The following is a 23100-nucleotide window of genomic DNA, read 5'->3' on the forward strand; positions in this document are numbered from 1 at the left end:
GCAGGGAGGGTTCATCGTAACGTTCGCCAGTAATCTCCACCAAAGCCATCGCCTCGGTCAGGACGCGAAGCCCCGCTTCCGCTTGTCGTGCTCTTCCGTACGAGCGAGGAGTGAAAGATGAGTCGACCGTCCCAATGCCGGTGGCTTCGTAGTCAGCGAGGCCCTTGCGAACTTGAGCGATGCCTGAGGTGCACTTCTGCAGCGCTGCGCGCAGCCCAGTCTAGGGCGCGGTCTGGGCGGTAGGCGTGCATGTTGGCCTGGAACTGCACCATCTTGAAACCCAGCTTCTTGACGCAATGCTCGATCGCATTGATGCCGTTCTTCACGCCGCAGCGCGGGTTGTAGACAAAGCAGCCGATAAAGCGATCTGGGTACTTCTGCACCATCTCGACGGTGTAGGCCATGTAGGCGTCGATGGGCTCGGTGCCGGACTTCACACCGTCGGTGTAGGTATAGATGGTGTTGCCCTGCGGGGGTTGAATAAAGGCTTTGTCGATGCGGGCGGCTTGCCGTTGATGGTGAACGGGCCGTCCATCATCTGGATCAGGCGCTCGCCGGTGAACAGGTCGCCGTCATAGCGCCAGGTGAGGTCGACCCGGTTCGTCGGATAACAGCTGGTGTCGATGATCATAGGCGATCCCCTAACAATGACTAGGTTGGGCATGGATGCGGCGGACGCGCGCGAACAACGTCACGGGGCCGGCCTTGCATGCTGCTTTCGGGAGTCTTTGTCAGGGGAGCTGTTGGACCACTGCGCCACCGACGAAACACTCCGTCATTGAGCAATCTCCAGTTGGACCTCGCGGTATTGCACCCCTGCTGTCCAATGGACCGCTGCTATCGACGCGCACGTTATACAGAGCCCCGCGCGCGACCGTCAAGAAGCTCGTGTGCTGGGCTGCAGAACACGCAGTGTGCTCAAACCGGCCAAGCCAGGAAAGCGGTGATGTAGGTGCATCGGCGTGCGATAAATAGTGACGCGCATACAATTTCTCCGCAGCTTGACAATCAAGCCGCGTGTTCTATATCACTAACTGATAGCGGCAGGGAGGGCGAGAATAATCCCCCTCCGGACTTGCCCGGTGTTGGAGGAGCCACTGAAAATGATAACGATCATGGTCCTATTCAACTTGCCTGACGGTATGAGCCGGCAGGAGTTTGTTGCCCACTGCCACAAGACAGCGGAGCACTGGAAGGAGAACCAGGCGTTATTGCACAAGACATATCTGTATGACCCGAAAGCGCGCCAGGGCGGCGCAGTGTTCCTGTGGCGGGACACAGCTGCTGCGGAGCAGGCGCTGGGCGATGCCTGGCGCCAACAGATGGCGCAGTTTTACGGCGCGGACCCGGTCGTGCAGTACTTCGAAGCGCCGCTTGTTATTGCCGGCGGGGAATTGCGCAACAGCAATGAAGCATCCGCTTAGTTGCTTCTTGCTGAAGGAAAAATTCCGGGGCACCAGCGCCGCTCCGCCGCGACCGGATGAGTCAGCGCCGATTTCGGGTGCCGCGCGGATGCCTTTGACACGAGCACCATGATCGTTCCCGCGGTATTGATCTGGCGCCGCGGTTGGCGCCAAACGCCACGTCTTGCATCCACGGAATGCACCTAGCGTCAATGCGGAGGCTAGATAATTGAGCGAAATCTGGACAACGGGTTTCCCGGAGGCGCGAATTTTTTGCCATACCCTGCCGGTTGGTATTCACAGCGGGAGATTACCCGTCGCGCCGCGGGCAAATGTGCATTTCCGGCGTCACATGGTCCAGCAGGGTGGCGGGCATGAGGGTGCTGTCCGCCTTGCCGCCGCATACCAGCTTCGCGCCCTTAGTCAGGGCATCATCGATCAGTGCATTGCAGCGTTGCACCGTGCTCAGGTCTCCCACGGAGCCGAGCGCCGCGGGGCTTTGCGGGGGTCGCCCAAGGGAAGGCTTTGCGCCTTGGCGGCCAGCCCGGCCACGAATTCCTCAGCGACCGCCTGGTCCACCATGATGCGCTCGGTGGACAACTAGTTCTAGTGGAACTCGGCGAGCAGCGCCCTGGCCTGCTGCAGGTCCGCGGTATCGAAGCCTTCAGTGAACCAGCCGTAGCTCTCGGCCAACATCTGGCGGGCCTCCTCCGCTGGCTTGCCCTGCTGCCGCCACAGCCGGGTTAAGGCCATCGCCGCGCGCAGCTCCAGCGATCGGGCGCCCTGCCGGCGCGCGATCGCGATCGCTTGCAGGAAGCAGGCTTCGGCTTCGCCCCGGCCGCCGGCTCCCGCCCCTTCTCGGCTTGCTTGCAGCAGCGTCAGCTCGCCCTTCAGCCGATGCAGTTCCGCCTCGAACACGCGCTCCTGCGTTCGCTCCAGCACGGCCAGCGCCTCGGCCAGCGTCTTCAGCCCTGCCTCGGCACGCCCCGCTCTTGCGTAGGCTTCGGCCAGCAGCGCCAGGAAATGCGTGCGCCAAAGCTCCGCCCCGGTGGCCCGGAAAGCGCTCATACCCTGTTGCATCCGTTCGATGCCCTCTGCTGCTCGCCCCTGCTCGGCCAGCACCCAGCCCGAGAGGATGGTTCCCCAAGTTAACCAGAACGGGAAGCCGTGCTCGGTGGCGAGGGCGAGGGTTGCGTCGGCAAAGTCGCGAGTCTGCTGCGCCTCGCGGCGAAGCAGACGAAGCTCGGTGGCGTAGATCAAGGCAGTGGCCGAGGCAGGAGGGTAGGACAGGGTCTGAGCCAGAGCAAGCGCGGCCTGGCTACGTGCGAGAGCTTGATCCGGATAGCCGAGCAGCCACAGGTCCAAGGCAACAAACGCCTGCCCCAGCACGCCGGGCTCCACTCCATGGAAGAAGCCAGAGGAGTAGTGCTGCCCAGGGTCATAGAGGGCCAAGGCCTGCTCCAGCTGTGCGCGGGCAGGCTCGAGTTCGCCGAGATAGAGCAAGCTGGTCCCCAGCACCCGATGGGCGTGCACAAGCAACGCAGGATCCTGCGCCTTGCGGGCCAGCGTAAGCAGTTGCTCGTCGAGCTCACGTGCGGTCCGCAACTCCCCATGGGTTACGTAAAACGAGCGCAGCCCCAGTAGGGCGGGGAAGAGTTCAATGGTTTCCCCCAGTTGTCGACTCAGCATTGACGCCCGGGTATAGGTTGCCTGCACTTCCGGGGCAGCAGGCCCCTTGGTGGCCATCCAGGCCGGACCAAGGGTGATCTGGAGTGCGAGTTCCTGCCGCGCGCGCTCCGGAGCATCGGGCAGGGTCTCGAGCAAGGCCAGCGCCGTGGTGAGGTGGGCGACTGCTTCGGCATCGGCGGAGCGCTGCAACGCCTGGCGCCCGGCGCAGTGCAGGTATTGCACCGCCTTCGGCGCGTTGCCGCTGCGGCTAAAATGATGCGCCAGCTCGCTGCAGTGCTCCTCGAGCTGGGCGCCAAACATGGCCTCGATCGCCTCGGCCGTGCGCTCATGCAGGGCACGGCGCCGCTCACTTAGCAGCGAGCCGTAGGCCACCTCCTGGGTCAGCGCATGCTTGAAGCTGTACTCCACCTCCGGAAACGCCGGCTGCTCGTAGATGAATTCCCCGGCTTGCAGCCGCGTCAGCAGGCGCTTTGTAATGTCCTCGGGCTGCTCGACGACACGCGCGAGCAGGCTCCAGGGAAATACCTTGCCGATCACTGCCAGGGTTTGCAGCAGCGCTTTCTCGGCCGGCTGCAGGCGGTCGATGCGGGCGGCGAGCACGCCCTGCACGGTGGTCGGGATGTGCAGCGTCCTTGGGATCTGCTCGAGACGGTAATGCCCGCGCTCGCCGCGTAGCACCTGCCCTTCGACCAGCGTCTGCACCACTTCCTCGATGAAGAAAGGATTGCCTTCGGTTTGCTCCAGGATTCGTTGCTCGAGCTGGGCGAGTCCGGCGGCGTCGCCCAGCAGGGCGCGCAGCAGTTCCCGGGCTTCGGCTTCGCCCAGAGGATCCAGCCGCAACTGGGAGTAATAGCTCTTGCGGCTCCATTGGTGCCGGTACTCGGGCCGGAAGTTGACCAGCAGCAGGATTCGGGCGCTGGCCACGCTCTCGCCAAGAAAGCCAAGGAAGGCCTCGGTTTCGCTGTCGAGCCACTGCAGATCCTCGACAATCAGCTCCAGCAACTGGGCTTGGCTCTCGCGCACCAGGAGCCGCTTGATCGCCTCGAATGTACGCTGCTGGCGGATCTGGGTGTCCATCTGCGCCAGCGCCGAGCTTGAGTCAGCGGCCCCAAGCAGGTGGAGCAGATAGGGCAGGGTGTCTTCCAGCGCGCGGTCCAGGGTCAGGACCTTGCCGGTGAGCTTCTCGCGCCGCCGGCGCTCATCGTCCTGCGCCGTGATCTGGCAGTAGTTCCGCAGCAGCTCGATCAGCGGCAAATACGGATAGGCCTTGCCGTGCGAAACCGAGAAAGTTTCCAGCACCAGGCAATCGCGCGGCGCGAGCAGCTTGAACTCGTGGCATAGCCGCGACTTGCCGACCCCTGGCTCGCCGACCAGGCCGACGATCTGACCACGTCCAGCCTGTGTCCTCACCCGCGCTTCACGCAACTGCTCGAGCTCGTGGGCGCGGCCGACAAAGCGCGCCAGCCCACGGCTGGCAGAGAGCTGCAGCCGGGTGCGCAGTGGGCCAAGACCGAGGACTTCGAAGACAGCGAGCGGCTCGGGGAGCCCCTTGATCGGCGTCGCGCCGAGCGGCTTGAACGCAAAATAGCCTTCGGTCAAGCTGTGGGTGTGTTCACTCGCGACGATGGAGCCGGGCACCGCGATGCCTTCCATGCGCGAAGCAATGTGGATCGAATTGCCCACCGGATCGTAGTCAGTGTGCAAATCTTTGATGCGTATTGTACGCACCACCACTTCGCCGGAGTTGATGCCGACACGAATCTGTAGCGCGATCCCCTGAGCGAGACGTACCCTGTCGGCGTACTGGCGCATGGCCTCCTGCATGCGCAGCGCCGCCAGCAAGGCTCGCTGCGGATGATCTTCGTTCGCGATTGGCGCCCCGAACAGCGCCAGGATGCCATCGCCCATCGACTTGGCGACATAGCCTTCATAGTGATGCACGGCCTCCATCATCAGCCCCAGCACCGGGTCGATAAGGCGGCGCGCATCTTCGGGATCGAGGTCATGGACCAGCGCGGTCGAGCCGGCCATGTCAGCGAACAGCGCCGTGATCGTCTTGCGCTCACCGTCCGCCGCGCCGCGGGCTTCCATGTCTGCCTGCGCCGCCCGGATGCGCTCGGCCAGATAGGGAGGGGTGTAATCGATGGGGGCGCTGGGCACAAGTCCCGCAATAGGGGGCGTCGCGCTCAACGGCGCGCCGCATTCGCTGCAGAACTTGGCGCTCGCGCTCGCCTCCTGCCCGCAGGCCGGGCAGACGCGCACAAGCTTGGCGCCACATTCCTCGCAGAACTTGGCGCCTGCCGGATTCTCCAATCCGCAGCCTGCACAGCGCATAAGGCTTGTCCCCTTTCTGGGGCCAGCAAGACTCAACGATTAAATCTTATCAGGGCGGGCAGGGCTCGTCGAACAGATCGCAGCAAGCTTGCGCGCCGCGGGACCTCCAGGCCGGCGCTCTCTCGATTTTCCTGCCGGTTTGCAGTTCCTGTCCTGCCACGGCGCCCTCTAGCACAAACGCCGGCGGGCGGGACTGCCTGAGGACAGGTCCCAGTAGGCCGGGTCGGCTAAGATGCCGTATCGCAGGTCCAGCAGCCAACGCGCGACCGGTTGCGGATCAGTCAGGAAGCGTTCGTAGGCCAGCAGGTCTTCATGGGTCAGCGAGGACATACCAAGTTCGGCATTCGGCTTTGTCTCCTCGCACCACCGGTGCACGGGCTTGCGTGCTGTAGGAATTTGCCAATGGCCACAGTGTGATTGCGGATGGCCACGTGACTGTCGCGGCCGGACGCTCCGAACTCTGCCATGCAGCCATTGCAACTCATCTGTGCTTGCATCCGTCAGGTAGCTCTTGAGCGGTGACACATATCTAGACGATATCTAGAGCCATCAGCACCACAATTGCAGGCCTGCCATCGTTCGTGGCAGTTAAACACCTTCCCGAGTGTGGTCACCTCAGAGCAATGACTATCGGTGCGCCCCGCAGGCCACACACGCTCTACGCGAGGCGCAGAAGCGTTCGAGTTGCTCGACGACACACGCCTACTAGACGATGCCGTTGACGGGATTGGCAGGCGAGTGATTCTGAAATGCAATTAATCGCCGAGTTTAACCTACGACTGCCCAAGTGCTGGCTGGTATGAGGCCAACGTCCCTATTGAGCTATACCGTTGCCGAGTATAATTTCACGATCATGAAATACTCTGACGAGTAGCCTCCACGCAGGCTTCGCTCTTCAAATGACGGGCCTCCATGCCGCGACCACTACTTGGTCCGACCCCACCTTCGCGCGCGACGATTCGCTGCATTCACCAACTGGGCGACCGCATTCGAGCCACCCGGGCAGGGGACGGGATGCCCATTGACCGCGAGGCATTGCGGGGTCGCCATCGGCATGCTGTCCAAGCTAGAGAACGGCAAGGGCGTCAATCTCGAGCACGCCCTGCGTGTGGTGGATGAACTGGGTTTGACGATGCTGATCGTTCCCAAGGCGCATGCGCCTTGGCTCGAACAGGCAGCGACCCATGCGGCCAAGATCGACGAGGATATTGCGTGGGAACGGCATGCCTGGGCTGGAGGAGTCGCGTGGTGCTGTGATCACCCCAGGCGTAAGCCTCGGATACGGCTTGTGTGTGACGTGAAACCGGGTTTGACGTGGCCGAGATCGGCCAAGAATTCGCTTGAGAAGGTCATTCCCGCTGGTGCCGTGGCCCTGAGATTGACTGTTGCGCGCCTTCGCCGGGCCAGCTGCCGATACCCTGACCTCAGGGCATCGACCAGGTAGCGGATGCCGTGGCACCAGTTCCGGATCGCCTCGCGCAATTCCGCCTCCGTCAGGGCAAGCGCTTGGGCACGTTGAATGAGGTCCTCGAAGATGCCGAGCTTGAGCGGCACCTTGGGCGCAGGGTTGTTCGGAAAGGTTTGCGGGAAGCGCTTCTGCAGCCTGGCGGTGGCGTGCACCGCCTGGGGAGTGGCGCGTCACAGGTCCTTCAACGCGACCTGTACGTGTTGCTGGAATTGCTGTGGATTTCCCAGTGCGTTGGCGTTGAGCAGCGCCAGCTTGACCAGAAACAACTCAGTCTTGTCCGCGCCCGCCTGATCGATGGCACTCGACAGGGCGTCGTAGACTAACTCCAGGCCGGCAATGGTGAGGCTTTTGTGGTGGGCAGTCATAGAGGCTCTCCTGAGGGATTTTTACTGAGGCAAGGCCGTGTGCAGGGCCGCTTGCAGCCGCGTCGCATCCAGCGTCAGCCAGCGGGCACATATGTGCTGGTCGGGACGCAGCAGGTAGGCGGCGCCGCTGGCCAGCACGCCATAGCGTTGGCGGAAGTGGCCATTGACGTCTTCAAGCGTCAGGTCAGCGCCGGCCACCGGTTGTGCCGCGCCGACGGCGATGACCCGCAGTGGCACGCCGCGGGAGCGGCTCGCTCGGACGACGTCTTGAAGGGGGGCAGGCAGCGCTGGCGCCTCGGTGAAATACAATAGATCGAAGCCGCCACCCAGATGATCGAGCAGGAAATCGTCAGCTGACAGGCGAATGTTTTGCGGCGGGGCGCCATGAGCAGGGCCCTTCACGAATAGCGCGTTGTCGTCCCCCCGACTGTTGAGCGCCGAATCGGTATACTCGTGCGGCCGCGAAGTGCGCCAGTGATAAAGTGGTCGCACAAACGCCTCACTGAGCGACAGCGACAACACCGCGTCGCGCAGCAGGCGGAAGCCTTCGCTGGGCGGCGTCATGAAACGTGTGCTCTTGCCCGCCTCCTCGATGATCTCGCGGGCTGCGCCGACGCGCTCGGTGCTGTAGTTGGCCAGCAGCTTGGGGCCGGCCAGCCCGTTGATGACGAAGGCGAGATGCCAACCCAGCGATTGCGCGTCCTGGAATGCAGTATTTGCACCGCGCACGCCGAAGATTGGCAGCAAGTGGGCCGCGTCGCCGGTGAAGATCACACGGCCGTGTACATAATCAGGCAGCGTCAGGGTGCGTGCAGAGTAGACGGAACACCAATCCATCTCCCAAAGGGTGCCGGCGTACCCGATCATCGCCAGTTGAGCATCGATGCGGGCCTTGAGCGACTCGGGCCTGAGCGCCTCCTCGGGCGTTTCACCGACAGGCAGCTGGTAGTCTACCCGCCAGATCCCGTGCGGCTCGCGGTGCATCAGAATCGTATTCCCGGGATTCCAATCGGGGTCGAAGAACGCCAGCCGCTCCGTCGGCAGGGGAAGGTCAATCCTGATGTCGGCGATCACGAACAGGCCCTCATAAGAGGCACCTTCCATCTTCAGGTCCATCGCGGCGCGAATCCCGGAGCGACCGCCGTCGGCCGCGATGAGCCAATCTGTCTCCAGCGTGTAGAGGCCTTCGGGGGTGTCGATCTCAACGCGAGCAACGTCAGCCTCCTGCTCGACTGAGACTACCTTGTTGCCCCAGCGGAAGTCGATCAACGGGTTGGCCGCGCAGGCGTTGAGCAGGTATTCCTCCATGTACTGCTGCTGGATATTGAGCATGGGGAAGAAACGTTCGTCCGGATCGTGCGGGGCCTCCATCCGGAAGACATGCTGGCCGCGGTAGTACGAGTTGCCAAAGCGCCAGGGCAAGCCGTTCTCCGTCATGAGCCCGGCCACACCGACCTGTTGCAAGATTTCCATGGAACGGCGCGTGAACACGATCGCGCGGCTGCCCTGGGACACCTGCAGCTCCGCGGTGACAACAACGCTGGGCACGCCATGCCGGGCCAGTTCGAGCGCCGTGACCATGCCGGCCGGGCCGGAGCCGGCAATGACTACCTTCTTGCGCTCCTGCGTGGGATGGGACGAAGGCAGCCAGGGGGGGAACACCTGGTAGTCATAGTAGATCGACGGGCGAGCTTCGGTGGTGGGCTGATGCATAAGCTTGATTCCTGTTCAGGAATGGGAAAGTGGGCGTGCCGGATCGAGAGCGACGATTTCGGCGTGCGAACGTAACAATGGCGCTTCCCGTCAGGCTGCAGGCTTCGGCGCCCCAGGAATCGGAAGAACCAGGAAGACCGCGCAGCCCACCACAAGTAGCGCTGCCGCGTAAAGCAGGCCGGTGGTGAAGCTGTGCGTCATATCCTTGAGCCATCCCACGACCAGCGGGTTGAGGGCAGATCCAAGGTTGCCGGTGGCATTGATCACGGCGATGCCCAGGGCTCGCGCTGCGAAGCTCAATGCATGATCTGGCGTCGTCCAGAAAATCGACATCGCGGTGTAAGCGCCGGTGGAGGCCAGGCACACGCCCAGCAGTTGTATCGCCGGCTGCGAGGACCCGGCCGTCAGCAGCCAGCCCGCGGCCGCGCACAACATCGGCAGTACGGTGTGCCAGCGGCGTTCCTGGGCGCGATCCGAGCGCCGACCCCACCAGATCATGCCGATGATCGTGCACACCTGCGGGATGGCGGCCAACAGGCCGATGGTGGTGTTGCTGGCGTCACCGGCAAAGCTTTTGACGATCAGAGGCGTCCACACGGCCACCATCGCCAGGCTGTTGACCAGACAGAAGTAGGCCAGCGAGAACTTGAGCACGGTGGTAGAGGTCAGTTCCGACCACAGGCTGCGTGGGCGGTCGTTAGATGGACGTGACACCGGCTCGGCTCCGTGCTCGGCCGCCAACAGGCGGGCGAGCGTGGTCTTCTCATCCGGTGTGAGCCAGCAGGCCTGTGCCGGCGTGTCGCTGAGATAGAAGTACACAATCAGGCCAAGCACGGAAGCCGGCAGCCCTTCCAGCAGGAACAGCCACTGCCAGCCTTTGAGCCCATATAGCCCGTCCAGGCCCAGGACCACGCCCGAGATCGCCGAGCCGAAGGCGGCAGTGACCGGCATTGCGATCATGAACAGGGCGTTGGCCCGTGCCCGGTAGGCGGCCGGGAACCAGAACGTCAGGTACAGCAGCATGCCAGGCAGAAAGCCGGCCTCGGTGACACCCACCAGCATACGCAGCCAATACAGTGTCCTTGCATCGTTAGCGAACATGGTCGCCGTGGAGGCCAGCCCCCAAGCGATCATGATGGCGGCAATCCAACGTCGCGCGCCAATACGCGCCAGCACAACGTTGCTCGGCACGCCGCAGGCGATGTAAGCCAGGTAGAACAAGGTGGTGGCCAGACCGAACTGGGTACCGGAGAGACCCAGGTCTTTCATCATGGTGAGCGCCGCGAAACCGATATTGATGCGGTCGAGGAACGAGACCACAAACAGCAGGAACAGGAACCACAGCAGATGACGTGACACCTTGGCGACAATCTGCCGGCTTTCGCTGCTGTGGCTTGGCTGCGCAGCCGGCGCATCATTTGCGGTCTGGACGAATCCGAAGCGGGATCTCATGGGGGCTTCTCTTGCGGCGCCGTATGCCGGCAAATGGGTAGAACGAACGCGCTGCCTTTGCGGCGTTGCCGTCTGTGCCGGATGGTCTGGCGCTCTGGATTTCCTAGGCCGGGACCGTTGGTTATGGTTGCGCACGCAACTATTGTGCTTTAGGTAAACGCCAGCCAATATTGGGGTTTATACTGGTTGCGCGCGCAACCGTATGGATGAGATCGTTGGCCCGACGGAGGGTGTCGTAGTCAGCACTCCTCGGTGGCATAGTTATGCCCGCAACAAATCGGCCGTATAGTTGCCGAATCGCCTGAAAGTCTGAATGGGTTGCTGCTTGTGACATTGAAATCGATTCCCGTTGCCCTGGATCGCACCTTGACGCACCGCCTGCACACGCTGTCGAAGCTCACGGACCGCGTCACCCAACTGGCTTACGAGGCCGAGGTGGGGATTCCAATGCACGAAGGACGCTGCCTGGCCGCGATCGGATCGTTCAGTCCGATGTCGGTCAACGACCTTGCGCATAGTGCAAATTTGAACAAAGGGCAGGCAAGCCGCGCGGCGCAGTCACTGGTTGATCAGGGGCTGGTGTGCAAGGCGGTTAGCGCAACGGACGGCCGCGGTGTGGTGTTGACACTCACCGCCAAGGGGGAGCGGATCTGGCGGCGGGCGATGGCCCTAATTGAGCGCCGCAATGTCGAAATTCTCTCTTGCCTGGATTCGGTCGAGCAGGAGCATTTCGATCGCATGCTTGATCGCCTGGTTTCCTACGCGCGAGAGAGAATCAATGAAGCGGGGTAACCCCACTTCTGCAGTTCATCAGCGCCCTTGAAGCCCGTCACTCGTCGGCTTTGCCGTACCTGCCGGCGTAGGAGCACAGTCCGAATTTGCCTCTGCGCTGCCGCCGCGCCAAGGCTTAGATAGCGTCAAGCAAGATGCCCGGCCCAGCGGGCGCGTCTCCCCGGGCAAAGCGGGGTGGGCAGCAACCCGTGCGCGCGACGGCACGCGAGCGCGAGTTGGAGCGGACCTGGGCTTGCCGCCGTAGCCGGCAATGCTCACTGCAAATTGCATTCGTTCGGCGCCTCTGCCGTTTGCCTGGTGCCCGCGCGCCTACGACAGCAGGCTTTCGTAGGGGATGCGCAGGCCATCGTGCAAGCGCTTGACCATGCTCAGGCTGAGCTTGCGCTTGCGGTTCAATACTTCAGACACGCGGCCACTGGAGCCAATGAACGGCTCAAGATCGCGCGTGGTGAGGCCCTGCTGATCCAACCGAAACTTGATGGCCTCGACCGGATCGGATGGCGGCATAGGGTAATGCTCTTCCTCGTAGCGTTCCACGAGGATCGACAAGACTTCCAGCTCATCGCCTTCGGGCGAACCAACCGGCGCGCCCCATAGCTGGCCAATGCGCTCCATGGCGGTGTCGTAGTCTAGTTCGGTACGAATGGGCTTGATATCCATCACACGCTCTCCGCGTCAACTTTGTCGTATTGGGCATGGGTGCCAACGAAACGGACCCACCCGATCTGGCGTTCACAGTCGATAGCCAGGATCAAGCGATACTTGTTCCCGGCGATGTTGAACACCACGCGACCACCCTTGAGGATGCTGGCTGTCCGTAGTTCGGCTTTCACATCCTGTGGTGTAGCATATGTCACTTTCTCCATGTGGCGATACCACTCCGTGAGGGGTGATATCGCATCCGCATACGCGGGGTCGCTCTCCCAAAACTCTCGCAGCGTCCGCCGCGCAATGATCCGCATCCTTTGGTTCTCCCATTCCGGGAGGAATGTACTCCCATTTTGGGAGGTCTGCCTATCTCGGGGCGATTGAGGGTCCGCAATTCGCAAATATGTGGAGCTTAAGATATTTGCGAATCTCGGCCAGAAGCCCTCGGACTGAGAAGGAGGAGAACGCTGGCCAATCAGCACTCCGCAAGCGGCGTTGTTAGGGCAATTAGTTGGCAGTAGCGACCCGCCACCAGAAAGGCCGCCAGCAAAGGGCAGTCGCACCTACCCGAGCGGATCCACAGTCGGTGTGTCCGTGACAGTGGGAGGTGGGGTCTTTCATTCATGAGGTCCGGCGGGTGTGCTTGTGGGCTCAAATAAAATTTCATCATCGTGAAATTACGAGGCGCGGGCAGGCTCTGGGCTGGCTTGCTGTAATTAAGGAAAGACGGCGGCCTTATGTCTTGTGGGTCCACCCAATCCGATGCCGCTCCTGCGTGGCTTCGTGCCGCGCATCCTCCTCGCTGTGCAGGTAGCCGCTGGTGGTCGAGATCGACGAATGCCCAAAGTTGTCTCGCACAAAGCGCAGGTCGACCTGTTTGTCGGTCATGTGGAGCCGGCGGTGTGGCGCAGCAAGTGGGCCGAGGCGCTTGCCAAGACATCGGCCTTCACCTTCCAGTCGGGCCCGCGCGCGCAGGCGCACGAATTCTATAGCTGCGCTGGATTCTAATCAGTCCGCAATGCCGGCGCGGACAGCAGGATCGGCCAGAACCTCGTCAAGCGCGCTTCGCAAACGAAGAAACAGCGTTTCAAAGTCGGCTTCCGAATAGCACAATGCCGGCGCAAAGCCAAGGATGTTGTCCCCGAAGGCACGGTAGATCAGGCCGTTTCGGTACCCTGCGGTGAACAGCTTGTCGGAAAGACCCAAGGCCGGGTCAAAGCGCTGCTTTGTCGATTTGTTGCTGACCAGTTCGAGTGCCCCAAGCAAGCCCAGGGAGCGAGCATCGCCCACCAGCGGATGGTTGAGCATCTGCTTTAGGCCCTCCGCAAATGGTAGTGCGACGCGCTGGCCATTGGCCAAAAGTCCACCTTCCTGGTACAAGCGCAAGACCTCGAGCGCCACTGCGGCGCTCACCGGGTGAGCGGAGTAGGTCATGCCGTGTCCAATGGACTGGCCGGTCGGCGTACCGTCCGCGATGCCGTTGTAGACCGCGTCGGACATCAGCACGGCGCCCATTGGCACGTAGCCAGCCGTCAGCCCCTTTGCCACGGTCATGAGGTCGGGCTGCACATCCTCGTGCTCGCACGCAAACATCGGACCGGTACGGCCGAAACCCGTAATGACCTCATCGGCGACGAACAGAATGTCCAACTCCCGGCAGGCATCGCGCATTGACTTGAGCCATCCGCGGGGCGGCACGATAACTCCGCCCGATCCTTGTACCGGTTCGCAGAAGAACGCGGCAACGTTCTCCGGGCCGAGTTCTTCGACCTTCCTGCGCAGCGCAGCCACCGAAGCAGCAATAATCGCAGGCTCATCGGTTCCGTCAGGCTGACGGTACGGATAGGGAGAAGGAATGTAGTGTTGATTGGCGCGTGGCAGGTCGAAACCGTAGTGGAACGCGGGCAGGGCAGTCAGGCCGGCGCCGAACGACGACGATCCGTGATAGCCACGCTCCAGGGAAATGAAGTGCTTCTTTGTTGGCCGGCCCGTGGCATTGAAGTAGGCCGTGATGTAGCGCACAGCCGAGTCCACTGCGTCCGAACCGCCCAGCGTGAAATAGACATGCCGCAGGGAAGCGGGCGAGAGTTCGACCAGCTTCGAGGCCAGCTCGATCGCTGGTCCGCTGCTGAAGTGAAAATAGCCGGTGGCATAGGGCAGCTCGCGCATCTGTCGTGCCGCCGCTTCCACCACGCTTTCCTGGCCATAGCCCACGTTGACGCACCATAGCCCGGCGAACGCATCCAGCAGTTCGTTTCCATCGGCATCGCGGACATAGGCGCCCTTTCCGGATGTGAGGATGGTGGGCCCTCGCTGTTCATGAGTGCGCCAGGCCGATACGGGATGAATGAGATGGGCGCGGTCCAGCGCGGCCAGGGCTTCGTGGGAATCAGAGTGCATGGGCAAGGGTCGGTGCGAGAAAGGTCGCACTCAGCATATGCTGTTTCAAGAAGTAGTTGATGCCGCAATGCCATTGCGCAACCGGCGCCCGTCGCATAGTTAATGCGGATTCAGCAGAAAATGCCGTGGGCCGAAGGAAGTGATGTTCCCTGTCTCGGCCGCCCTTGTATTTTGGCGGGCGCGGGGCGCCCATGCCAGTATTACTTGGGAGCGTTCGTGGACGCTCCAATCGCGTCACGCAGGATGGTCAAGGCCTCCGCGATTGTCTCCGGGGCGCTGTTCAACGGCGCCAGCAAGCGCACCGTGTTGCGATGCACACCGCACTTGATGACGAGCAGACCGCGCGTACGGCATTCGTCGATAACCGATTGCGCCAGCGTAGCGTCCGGCTGGAAGGGGTCGCCGTCACGCACGAATTCCAGTGCGAGCATCGAGCCGACGCCGCGGACGGTGCCGATTGCCGGGAAGTCACGCGCGATGGCGTCGAGGCCGGAGCGCAGCAGCTCGCCGGTCTGTTTTGACTTCTCGAGCAGCTTGTCCTGCTCGAAGACATCCAGCACTGCCAGCGCCGCGGCACAAGCCAGCGGGTTGCCGGCGTAGGTACCACCAAGGCCGCCGGGAGCAGGGGCGTCCATGATTTCGGCACGCCCGACCACACCGGCCAGCGGAAGGCCGCCGGCGAGGCTCTTTGCGACCGTCACGAGGTCCGGTTGAATGCCGGCTTGCTGGAAGCCGAACATCGTTCCCGTGCGGCCAAAGCCCGCCTGGATTTCGTCGAGGATCAGCACGATGCCGTGACGCTTGGTCAGTTCACGGAGCGCCTGCAGGAACTCGGTACCCGCCGGCAGGAAACCGCCATCGCCCTGAACCGGTTCGAGGATCACTGCGGCAACGCGCTCGGGGGCGATTTGCGTGGCGAACAGATCTTCGAGCGCGCGGATTGCCGCAGCCGCGTCGAAGCCGCGATACGGATCCGGGTAGGGGGTGTGGTAGATGTCCGCTGCCTGGCCGAAATTCTGTTTGTACGGCGTGCTCATGCCCGTCAGCGTCGAACCCAGCAGCGTGCGGCCGTGGAAGCCGCCGCGGAAGGCGATGACGCCGGGCACATTGCGATAGGCCCGCGCAATCTTGATGGCGTTTTCCACCGCTTCTGCGCCCGTTGTCACGAACAGCGACTTGTAGGCTTCACTTCCGCCAACGAGCTTGTTCAGGCGCGCTGCCAGGTCCACGTACACGTCATAGCCAACAACCTGAAAGGCGGCGTGCGTGACGCGGTTCAACTGGGTGCGCACAGCCTCGACGACCTTGGGATGATTGTGGCCAATGTTCTGGACACCGATACCGCCGACGAAATCGATATAGCGGCGACCCTCCACATCCCACAGGTAGGCACCCTCTGCCTTCTCGGCGAAGAGCGGATGGGCCGTGACCACTCCGTGGGGCACGTGTTTGCCGCGCTGGGCGATATAGGCTTGGTTGGTTTGGCTCATGCTAGATACCTCATTGAAGTTCGGCGACAGCGGCGTCGCGTTGATTTGCGGGGGCAACAGATCGGTCAATAGGGGCAGTCGCCTCGGCTAGAACCTCGGCCAGATGGCGTGCATCGCGTCCGGATACCTTACGAATCTGGGACCGGCAGCTGAAGCCGTCAGCAACCACCGTGGCGTCGGCGCCAAGGGCGTCAAGCTTAGGAAGAAGCGTGGTCTCGCCAATGCGACGAGAGACGGCCGCCGTCTTCTCGTGGTAGCCAAAGGCACCGGCCATACCGCAGCAGCCGGTGTTCATCACGTTCAGGCCCATGGCGCTCTCTGCGCTCGAACCACCGCATGCGCGCTGGTGGCAATGGGCATGTGCATGGACCTCCGTATCGGCCTCAAGCCTGATGCCGGCGCGCTTGGCAAACTCGGCCATCGTCACGGTGAGACCCGCTAGCTTCTTCGCCCTGGGATCGTTGGGAAGCATTGCCAGCATTTCGTCGCGGAAGACCGACAGACAGCTTGGCTCCAGTACCAGAACGGGAACACCCGCTGCGATGGGATCTGCCAGCACGTCGAGCAGCTCGCGCAAATTGTTGCGGGCCTGGTCGAGAAGACCGACATCGTAGAACGGGCGGCCGCAGCAGACGTGCCGTGAGCTAAGCCGTGCGCGCCAGCCGTGCCGCTCGATCACCTTCACGGCCGCCTCGATCACGTGCGGGGTGAAGCCGTTGTTGAAGCTGTCGGTCCAGACCACCACATCGCGCGGGCCAAACGATTCGTTGCGCGGGGTCTCCAGACGCCTTGCCGTATTGCTGCGACGGAATGCCGTGTCAGCCACAGGTGGGAGAGCCGCACCCTCTGCCAGGCCGAACACTCGTCCGATCCTGCGCGAGAGGCGGTTCTGCATGACGGCATTGAACGCGCCGCTGAATCGGGTGGCGACAGGCAGCCATTGCCCGAGTCGGCCGATCAATGCGTCCATCGGCGCCCGCATACGTCGCTGATAATAGCGATAGAGGAATTCGCTCCGGTACTTTGGGATATCGACGTGGGTGGGGCAGTCGTTCTTGCAGCCTTTGCAGGAAAGGCAAAGGTCCATCGAGTCCTTGACGTCCTTTGCATCGCGCGTCTCGTCGATGATCTCGCCGTTAAGCATCTCGAAGAACATGCGTGCCCGCCCACGCGTGGCATATCGTTCCTCACGCGTGGCCTTGAAGCTGGGGCACATGGTGCCGCCGTCCAACGAACGGCACTTGCCCATACCAATGCAGCGTTCGGTTTCACGTCCGTAACCGGCGTTGGCACCGGCGCCCATGGGGTACGTGAACACGCTGGGGGCGTCGCTGCGGCGATAGTCAGGGCCCAGCCTGAGGTTGGCGTCGACCGGCATGGCGTCGATCAGCTTGCCGGGGTTCATCAGGCCGTGCGGGTCCCATAGGGCTTTGAACTCGCGGAATGCCTGCATGAGGCGTGGGCTGAACATGAGCGGAAGCAACTCGCCCTTGGCTTGGCCGTCACCATGCTCGCCGGACAGTGAGCCCTTGTACTTGACCACCAGTGCTGCCGCCTCTTCCAGAAACTTGCGCCAGTCGCTTACGCCGGTCTTCGATCGAAGATCGAAGGTGATGCGTGAGTGAATGCAACCATCGCCGAAATGGCCATACATATTGGTCTTGTAGCCATAGCGGGCGACCAGTGCAGAGAACTCCCGTAGGTACGGGCCGAGCAGGGACGGCTCAACCGCGGCATCTTCCCAGCCTACCGTGGGATCGGGTTGGCCTGGTACGGTGGACAGCGAGGTAGCCGATGCACCGGTTTCGCGAATGGCCCACAGTCGGCCCATTAGCCCGGCGTCTTCAACCAGTCGGACATTGGGCTTCGGGACAAACTTTGCTGCGGCTTCCGACGCATGGCGTACCTGCCTGATGGCCTCGCTGCGTTCGCTCGCGCCGAACTCGATCATCAGCCAGGCATTCCCGGCCGGAAGCTCGGCGATGTCGTCGAGCTTCAACCCCAGCTCCTTCAAACCACCGATGATGCCGGTGTCGAGGCCCTCCATGGCGATCGGGCCAAGCGGCAGCAAATCGGGCACGCAGTCTGCCGCGTCGAAGATCGACTCGAAGCCCAGCACCAGCAGGACCCGCTCCGGCAATCCTTCCACCAGCCGTGTTTCGGCACGCAGAACGGTGGCGCATGTACCTTCCGTGCCGACCAGTGCGCGCGCAATATTGAAATCGTTCTCGGGCAGCAGCTGGTCCAGGTTGTAGCCTGAGACGCGCCGTTTCAGACGGGGGAAGCCGACGCGAATGTCATCGGCATAGCGATCGGCGAGATCACGCAGCCCTCGCACAATGCGGGCACGCTCGCCACCGGCGGCCAAGTGCTCGGCGTACGCGGCTTCGCTGGTGGCACCGACCCAGAAGCGGGCCCCGGTGGCCGTTATAACCTCCAGACGCTCGATATTCTCGACGGTTTTTCCTGCCATGACCGAGTGGGCGCCGCAGGAGTTGTTGCCGATCATGCCGCCAAGGGTGCAACGGCTGTGGGTGGCGGGATCTGGACCGAACGTCAGACCATGGTCGGCGGCGGCCTGCTTGAGCTGGTCGCAGATGACGCCTGGCTGTACGCGACCGATGCGCGTTTCCGAGTCAATCGACTCGACGGCATGCAGGTATTTCGAGTGGTCGATACAGATCGCTGCATTGACCGACTGTCCGCTCATCGAGGTACCCGCACCACGTGGCACCATCGCGACACCCAATTCGCCACAAGCGCGCACGGTAGTCTCGAGGTCCGCCATGGTGCGGGGGATGACCACACCCAGCGGCACCTGCCGGTAGTTCGAAGCTTCGGAGGCGTAGATGGCTCGCGTCACCTGGTCGAATCGCAACTCCGCCGTGGTCTCTGCTTCCAGGCGTTTGCGCAAGCGCAGCAGCAGGTTTAGATCGCTTTGCAGTGGGGAGGTGGCTTGTGTCATAGTCGTTGCGGTTCGGCCCGTTCGGCCCCCGATGCGCGGGGGTGTGGCTCAGTATAGGGAGGCGGGCAGTGAAGCTTTGACCGAAATCGGGGGGCTGTTCAGCAGCGTATTTCGTTGTCTGGCCGACGAACAGCAGTTCCTTTTTTCGTGCCGACCGCGCTCAGTGAGCGCGGCGAATGGGCGCGGGAATCGCGCAGGAAGCGCCTGCGGTATCCAGAATCGCAGGCGCGAATGCACACTGCTCATTCGAGCTGACCCTGGCAGACGTACTTGATGTGCATGTACTCTTCCAGGCCGTAGCGCGAGCCTTCACGGCCGTAGCCAGAGTCCTTGATCCCGCCGAAGGGTGCCGCCTCTGCCGCGATCGCGCCTTCGTTGATACCGACGATGCCGGACTCGAGCGCGTCGGCCAGGCGCCAGATGCGCTTCACGTCGTTCGAGTAGAAGTAAGCCGCGAGACCGAAAGGCGTAGCATTGGCGGCGGCCACGACTTCGGCCTCGATCGAAAAGCGCGTCACCGGAGCGACCGGCCCGAACGTCTCTTCGCACGAACACTCCATGGTCGCATCGACATCCACCAGAACCGTCGGCGCGTAGTAGTTCGGTCCAGGGCAGCGGTCCGACTTGATCCGCTTGCCGCCCGCCACCACGCGGGCGCCGCGGCTAACTGCGTCATTGACGTGGCGCTCGATCTTATCCACGGCGCGAGCGTTGATCATCGGGCCGATCTGGGCGGCCGAGTCGGTCGCGGGCGCCACGACGAGTGCGCTGACACGAGCTGCCAGCTTTTCGACGAATGCATCGTGGACCTTGTCCTGCACGAAAATGCGGTTGGGGCACACGCAGGTCTGACCGCCATTGCGGAACTTGGCAGCCATCAGTCCCTCGACGGCTGCGTCCAGATCGGCATCATCGAAGACAATGAACGGAGCGTTGCCGCCCAGTTCCAGTGAAAGCTTCTTGAGCGTGTCAGCAGAGCGGCGCGCCAGGTGCTTGCCCACTGGTGTCGATCCGGTGAATGTCATTTTGCGTACGCGGGGGTCCTCCAGCCACACGTCAACCACTTCGGCGGCACGTTCGCGCGACGTGGTAACGATGTTCAGCACGCCCGGCGGTACGCCGGCCTGCTCGGCAAGCTTGACCAGCGCCAGGGAGGTAAGGGGCGTGTCTTCCGCGGGCTTGCATACGACGGTGCAGCCTGCTGCGAGGGCCGGGGCAATCTTGCGGGCAATCATCGCTGCCGGGAAATTCCACGGGGTAATGGCAGCGATCACACCAACGGGCTCGCGCAGTGCAAACATGCGACGGCCGGGTACCGGCGCTGCGATGACGTCGCCATCGGCACGGGTCGCTTCCTCGGCGAACCACTCGATGTAGCTGGCTGCGTAGATGACCTCGCCCTTGCCCTCGGCAAGCGGCTTGCCTTGTTCGCGCGAGATCAGGCGGCCGAGGTCCTCTACGTGCGCGACAACAAGGTCATTCCAGCGTTTGACGATCTGCGCTCGTTGTTTGGCCGGGACCTTCTTCCATGTGGCAAACGCTGCATGGGCAACATCCACAGCGTGCCTGGCGTCCGCTGCGCCGCTGTCCGGCACGATGGCAAACACTTCGTCGGTCGCCGGGTCGCATACGTTCAGTGTGCGGCCATCCGCGGCGGCGCTCCATTCCGCTCCGATCAGGTTGGCGCCCGGCAGAAGGCTGGTGTTCTGGATGGTCAAAGACATTTCATCTCTCCTAGGCAATAGGGGGCCGCTGCCATGTCGCGCAAATGCGCAGACATGGCGAAGCAGCGATTCGGGTATGAAAAAAGAGGCCGCGTCGGCAGCAGCTAGTGGGTTGCTACGGCCGGGTTCTCGCATGCCGAGCGGGCAGCGGCCAGATCGACCTCGTCGATCCACCCACGCCGCAATTCCGGTACGGAACGGGCAAGCAGATCGTAGTACGGGTGATGTGGTCCGCGCTCGTAGTCCGCGTGTGCAACCTGTGTCAGCTTGCGGCCGTGCTGCAGCACCACGATTTCGTCGCAGATCGCCCGCACAGTGTGCAAGTCGTGACTGATGAACAGGTACGACACCCCAAGTTCGCGGCGCAGCTCCGCCATCAGGTCGAGGATCGCCGCGCCAACGACAGTATCAAGCGCAGACGTAATCTCGTCGCACAGGATCAGTTCCGGCTCAGCCGCAAGCGCGCGGGCCAGGTTGATGCGCTGCTTCTGCCCGCCGGAAAGGCCGGCAGGAGTGCGGGCAGCAAGGCTGGCGGGAAGCCGAACCAGATCCAGCAGCTCCCGGATGCGCGCACTTTGCTTAGACCCGCGCAGGCCATGGAAGAATTGCAAGGGACGGGCCAGGATTTCCTCGATGGTGTGCGACGGATTCAACGCAGTGTCAGCCATCTGGAACACGATCTGGATCCGGCGCAACGAATCACGGCTGCGCTTATCCAGGGATGGCGGAAGCGGCTGTCCGTCGAACTTGATGCTTCCGGTGCATGGCGAAACCAGGCCTGCGATCGCCCGGGCCAACGTCGTTTTTCCCGAACCGGATTCGCCGATTACCCCAATGGACTGGCCCCTGTGAAGTGTCAGATTGATGTTGTCGAGGATCTTCACTGCCGGTTGTCCTTTGGCGTCGACCGCCCCATATCCTGCGGACACTCCTTTGACTTCCAGCAGCACCGGGCTCGATCCCGCGCTTCCGGGCCTGCCGCTACGCTCTGCTGGTCGCGCAGCGGCCAGCAAGCTGCGCGTGTAGTCATCTGCTGGAGCATGCAGGATCTGGTCAGTCTCGCCAAGCTCGCGCATCTTGCCGTCGCGCAGTACGAGGATGTGATCGGCTACTTGCGCCACAACGGCAAGGTCATGACTCACGTACACCGCAGTGGAGCGCCGCTCGCGCACTGCGCGGCGGAATGCCCGCAGTACTTCGACCTGCGTGGTGACATCGAGAGCCGTCGTCGGCTCGTCGAGAATCACGAGATCCGGATCGGTGATAAGCGCCATGGCGGCCATCAAGCGCTGCAGTTGGCCCCCCGACACCTGATGGGGATAGCGCTCCCCAATTGTCTCGGGATCAGGCAATGCCAGTTCCCGGAAGAGATCGATGGCCTTGCGCTCAGCGCTGGCGCGGTCCATCAGCCGATGGATCAGCGCCGGCTCGACCACCTGGTCCATGATGGTCCGCGAGGGATTGAAGGACGCTGCAGCACTTTGCGCGATGTAAGTGATGGACCGGCCGCGCAATGCGCGTTGCTCGGATGGCGACAGCGACAGCACCTCGGTGTCGCCAACACGGATGCTTCCGCCGGCGATCCTGCAACCCTGGCGAGCATAGCCCATCAGGGAAAGCGCCGTGGTGGTTTTTCCGGATCCCGACTCGCCAATCAGGGCGAGGACTTCGCCAGGCGCAATGTGGAAGTTGACGTCGTCAACGATGGTGGTGTCGCCTGCCGCGATGCGCAGATTCCTTACCTGTACTGACTTGCCCATTATTTTCCTCCGGCGCGTGCCGAGCGGCCCGGCAGGTTGTCGATGACAAGATTGACCGCGATCGTCAGGCTCGCGATCGCCAGGGCCGGTGCGATGACGGCCATGCTTCCGTCCGCGAGCGCGCCAATGTTTTCGCGCACGAGCGACCCCCAGTCGGCGTCGGGCGGCTGAATGCCGAGGCCCAGAAAGCTCAGGCTAGCCAGCAGAAGAACGACGTAGACAAAGCGCAGGCCAAGATCGGCCAGCATCGGTCCAAGAATGTTAGGCAGAATCTCCTTGCGCATGATGTAGGCAGTGCTTTCGCCTCGCGTCCGGGCGACTGTCACGTAGTCCATGGCATTGATGTTGACGCCAAGCGAACGGGCAATACGAAAGGCGCCAGGCACATAGATGATCGCGGCGGTGACTGCGAGCATCCAGACCGAGGAGCCAAATGCCGCGACCATGATCAGCGCAAACATCTTGCTCGGAATGGCGGTCAGCGTATCGAGACCTCGGCTCAGGGCCACATCGATCCACCGTCCGCTAACCGTGGCAAGAAGCGCCAGCGAGATGCCAATGCCGCTCGCACACAGCGTCGAGACCAGCGCCACGCACACCGTGTAGCGCGCTCCCAAGATGACGCGCACCAGCATGTCACGACCGAGGTAGTCGGTGCCGAGCCAGTGTTGCCCGCTCATTGGGGCGAATACCTGAACATCGCCAGAAGGGGTGCCGTCGGTGGTGATCAGCATGGGGCCGATCACCGCCGCAACCAGCCAGGCCACCAGCACCAGCGCGCCGAGCCAGCCGGCCGGGCCAAGCCTGGGGCAGCGGAGCCGGAAGCGTGATTCGGTCGGGGTCACGGACGAGTGCCGGGTGTGGGTATTTGTTGTCGTGGTCATGTTAATAATCCAA

General features: G+C 62.7%; 16 protein-coding genes and 5 pseudogenes. 2 read left to right on the plus strand and 19 right to left on the minus strand.

Annotation, left to right across the window (positions count from 1 at the left end; genetic code table 11):
• Positions 1 to 190 precede the first annotated feature (190 nt).
• Positions 191 to 631: pseudogene (locus AC3WL8_RS00100) on the minus strand (amidohydrolase family protein); the annotation flags it as partial.
• Positions 632 to 1103: 472 nt separating this feature from the next.
• Between AC3WL8_RS00100 and AC3WL8_RS00105 the strand changes: the two are divergent.
• Positions 1104 to 1424 carry a hypothetical protein gene (locus AC3WL8_RS00105; RefSeq protein WP_492377648.1) on the plus strand — a complete coding sequence of 107 codons (321 nt, stop codon included), beginning with the start codon at positions 1104 to 1106 and terminating at the stop codon, positions 1422 to 1424.
• Between the two features lie 310 nt (positions 1425 to 1734).
• Here AC3WL8_RS00105 and AC3WL8_RS00110 read toward each other — a convergent pair.
• From AC3WL8_RS00110 to AC3WL8_RS00150, 9 genes and pseudogenes are all read right to left on the minus strand, one after another.
• A pseudogene (locus tag AC3WL8_RS00110) lies at positions 1735 to 2003 on the minus strand (aldehyde dehydrogenase family protein); the annotation flags it as partial.
• A 6-nt stretch (positions 2004 to 2009) separates the two neighbouring features.
• On the minus strand, positions 2010 to 5426 hold the full coding sequence (locus AC3WL8_RS00115; RefSeq protein WP_492377649.1) for an adenylate/guanylate cyclase domain-containing protein: 3417 nt from the start codon (positions 5424 to 5426) through the stop codon (positions 2010 to 2012).
• A gap of 168 nt (positions 5427 to 5594) precedes the next feature.
• Complete coding sequence (locus AC3WL8_RS00120; protein WP_492377796.1) at positions 5595 to 5756, minus strand: hypothetical protein; 162 nt, start codon at positions 5754 to 5756, stop codon at positions 5595 to 5597.
• A pseudogene (locus tag AC3WL8_RS00125) lies at positions 5754 to 6077 on the minus strand (ISKra4-like element ISBusp5 family transposase); the annotation flags it as partial. The gene AC3WL8_RS00120 and the pseudogene AC3WL8_RS00125, both read right to left, overlap by 3 nt.
• Before the next feature lie 415 nt (positions 6078 to 6492).
• Positions 6493 to 6651 (minus strand): hypothetical protein, encoded by a 159-nt coding sequence (locus tag AC3WL8_RS00130; protein WP_492377650.1) that lies wholly within the window; start codon positions 6649 to 6651, stop codon positions 6493 to 6495.
• Between the two features lie 215 nt (positions 6652 to 6866).
• Positions 6867 to 7037, minus strand: a pseudogene (locus AC3WL8_RS00135) (ProQ/FinO family protein); the annotation flags it as partial.
• A 27-nt stretch (positions 7038 to 7064) separates the two neighbouring features.
• Complete coding sequence (locus AC3WL8_RS00140) at positions 7065 to 7259, minus strand: DUF2783 domain-containing protein (RefSeq protein ID WP_492377651.1); 195 nt, start codon at positions 7257 to 7259, stop codon at positions 7065 to 7067.
• Positions 7260 to 7280: 21 nt separating this feature from the next.
• A complete protein-coding gene (locus tag AC3WL8_RS00145) occupies positions 7281 to 8972 on the minus strand; it encodes an FAD-dependent monooxygenase (RefSeq protein ID WP_492377652.1) in 1692 nt (563 codons plus the stop codon).
• A 90-nt stretch (positions 8973 to 9062) separates the two neighbouring features.
• Positions 9063 to 10559, minus strand: coding sequence for an MFS transporter (locus AC3WL8_RS00150; RefSeq protein WP_492377653.1), 1497 nt, complete (start codon positions 10557 to 10559; stop codon positions 9063 to 9065).
• 231 nt (positions 10560 to 10790) lie between these two features.
• On the opposite strand from AC3WL8_RS00150, the gene AC3WL8_RS00155 reads away from it, so the two are divergent.
• The gene (locus AC3WL8_RS00155) at positions 10791 to 11216 is read left to right on the plus strand and encodes a MarR family winged helix-turn-helix transcriptional regulator (RefSeq protein ID WP_492377654.1); all 426 of its coding nucleotides are present in this window, start codon (positions 10791 to 10793) and stop codon (positions 11214 to 11216) included.
• Positions 11217 to 11525: 309 nt separating this feature from the next.
• Here AC3WL8_RS00155 and AC3WL8_RS00160 read toward each other — a convergent pair whose 3' ends face one another.
• The 9 genes and pseudogenes from AC3WL8_RS00160 to AC3WL8_RS00200 form a co-directional block, all read right to left on the minus strand.
• Complete coding sequence (locus tag AC3WL8_RS00160) at positions 11526 to 11876, minus strand: helix-turn-helix domain-containing protein (RefSeq protein ID WP_035821158.1); 351 nt, start codon at positions 11874 to 11876, stop codon at positions 11526 to 11528.
• The gene (locus tag AC3WL8_RS00165; RefSeq protein WP_492377655.1) at positions 11876 to 12178 is read right to left on the minus strand and encodes a type II toxin-antitoxin system HigB family toxin; all 303 of its coding nucleotides are present in this window, start codon (positions 12176 to 12178) and stop codon (positions 11876 to 11878) included. The genes AC3WL8_RS00160 and AC3WL8_RS00165 overlap by 1 nt, the downstream gene beginning before the upstream one ends.
• 421 nt (positions 12179 to 12599) lie before the next feature.
• A pseudogene (locus tag AC3WL8_RS00170) lies at positions 12600 to 12835 on the minus strand (tyrosine-type recombinase/integrase); the annotation flags it as partial.
• 37 nt (positions 12836 to 12872) lie between these two features.
• On the minus strand, positions 12873 to 14264 hold the full coding sequence (locus AC3WL8_RS00175; protein WP_492377656.1) for an aspartate aminotransferase family protein: 1392 nt from the start codon (positions 14262 to 14264) through the stop codon (positions 12873 to 12875).
• A 200-nt stretch (positions 14265 to 14464) separates the two neighbouring features.
• Positions 14465 to 15754: an aspartate aminotransferase family protein gene (locus tag AC3WL8_RS00180; protein ID WP_492377657.1), complete on the minus strand. Its 1290-nt coding sequence runs from the start codon at positions 15752 to 15754 to the stop codon at positions 14465 to 14467.
• A gap of 10 nt (positions 15755 to 15764) precedes the next feature.
• Positions 15765 to 18719 carry an FAD-binding and (Fe-S)-binding domain-containing protein gene (locus AC3WL8_RS00185; RefSeq protein WP_492377658.1) on the minus strand — a complete coding sequence of 985 codons (2955 nt, stop codon included), beginning with the start codon at positions 18717 to 18719 and terminating at the stop codon, positions 15765 to 15767.
• Between the two features lie 242 nt (positions 18720 to 18961).
• Positions 18962 to 20443: an NAD-dependent succinate-semialdehyde dehydrogenase gene (locus AC3WL8_RS00190; RefSeq protein ID WP_492377659.1), complete on the minus strand. Its 1482-nt coding sequence runs from the start codon at positions 20441 to 20443 to the stop codon at positions 18962 to 18964.
• 104 nt (positions 20444 to 20547) lie between these two features.
• On the minus strand, positions 20548 to 22203 hold the full coding sequence (locus AC3WL8_RS00195) for an ABC transporter ATP-binding protein (RefSeq protein ID WP_492377660.1): 1656 nt from the start codon (positions 22201 to 22203) through the stop codon (positions 20548 to 20550).
• Positions 22203 to 23087, minus strand: coding sequence for an ABC transporter permease (locus AC3WL8_RS00200; RefSeq protein WP_492377661.1), 885 nt, complete (start codon positions 23085 to 23087; stop codon positions 22203 to 22205). Before AC3WL8_RS00200 ends, AC3WL8_RS00195 begins: the two co-directional genes overlap by 1 nt.
• Positions 23088 to 23100: the final 13 nt, after the last annotated feature.

This window comes from Cupriavidus sp. FW305-F7 (assembly GCF_058782875.1).

Bases quoted from the DNA above. Each gene is read 5' to 3' on its own strand.
- AC3WL8_RS00105 (WP_492377648.1), top strand. From the start codon at position 1,104: ATGATAACGATCATGGTCCTATTCAACTTGCCTGACGGTATGAGCCGG.
- AC3WL8_RS00190 (WP_492377659.1), bottom strand. From the start codon at position 20,443: ATGTCTTTGACCATCCAGAACACCAGCCTTCTGCCGGGCGCCAACCTG.
- AC3WL8_RS00180 (WP_492377657.1), bottom strand. From the start codon at position 15,754: ATGAGCCAAACCAACCAAGCCTATATCGCCCAGCGCGGCAAACACGTG.
- AC3WL8_RS00120 (WP_492377796.1), bottom strand. From the start codon at position 5,756: ATGTCCTCGCTGACCCATGAAGACCTGCTGGCCTACGAACGCTTCCTG.
- AC3WL8_RS00175 (WP_492377656.1), bottom strand. From the start codon at position 14,264: ATGCACTCTGATTCCCACGAAGCCCTGGCCGCGCTGGACCGCGCCCAT.
- AC3WL8_RS00200 (WP_492377661.1), bottom strand. From the start codon at position 23,087: ATGACCACGACAACAAATACCCACACCCGGCACTCGTCCGTGACCCCG.
- AC3WL8_RS00195 (WP_492377660.1), bottom strand. From the start codon at position 22,203: ATGGGCAAGTCAGTACAGGTAAGGAATCTGCGCATCGCGGCAGGCGAC.
- AC3WL8_RS00160 (WP_035821158.1), bottom strand. From the start codon at position 11,876: ATGGATATCAAGCCCATTCGTACCGAACTAGACTACGACACCGCCATG.
- AC3WL8_RS00140 (WP_492377651.1), bottom strand. From the start codon at position 7,259: ATGACTGCCCACCACAAAAGCCTCACCATTGCCGGCCTGGAGTTAGTC.
- AC3WL8_RS00130 (WP_492377650.1), bottom strand. From the start codon at position 6,651: ATGCCGTTCCCACGCAATATCCTCGTCGATCTTGGCCGCATGGGTCGC.
- AC3WL8_RS00115 (WP_492377649.1), bottom strand. From the start codon at position 5,426: ATGCGCTGTGCAGGCTGCGGATTGGAGAATCCGGCAGGCGCCAAGTTC.
- AC3WL8_RS00145 (WP_492377652.1), bottom strand. From the start codon at position 8,972: ATGCATCAGCCCACCACCGAAGCTCGCCCGTCGATCTACTATGACTAC.
- AC3WL8_RS00165 (WP_492377655.1), bottom strand. From the start codon at position 12,178: ATGCGGATCATTGCGCGGCGGACGCTGCGAGAGTTTTGGGAGAGCGAC.
- AC3WL8_RS00185 (WP_492377658.1), bottom strand. From the start codon at position 18,719: ATGACACAAGCCACCTCCCCACTGCAAAGCGATCTAAACCTGCTGCTG.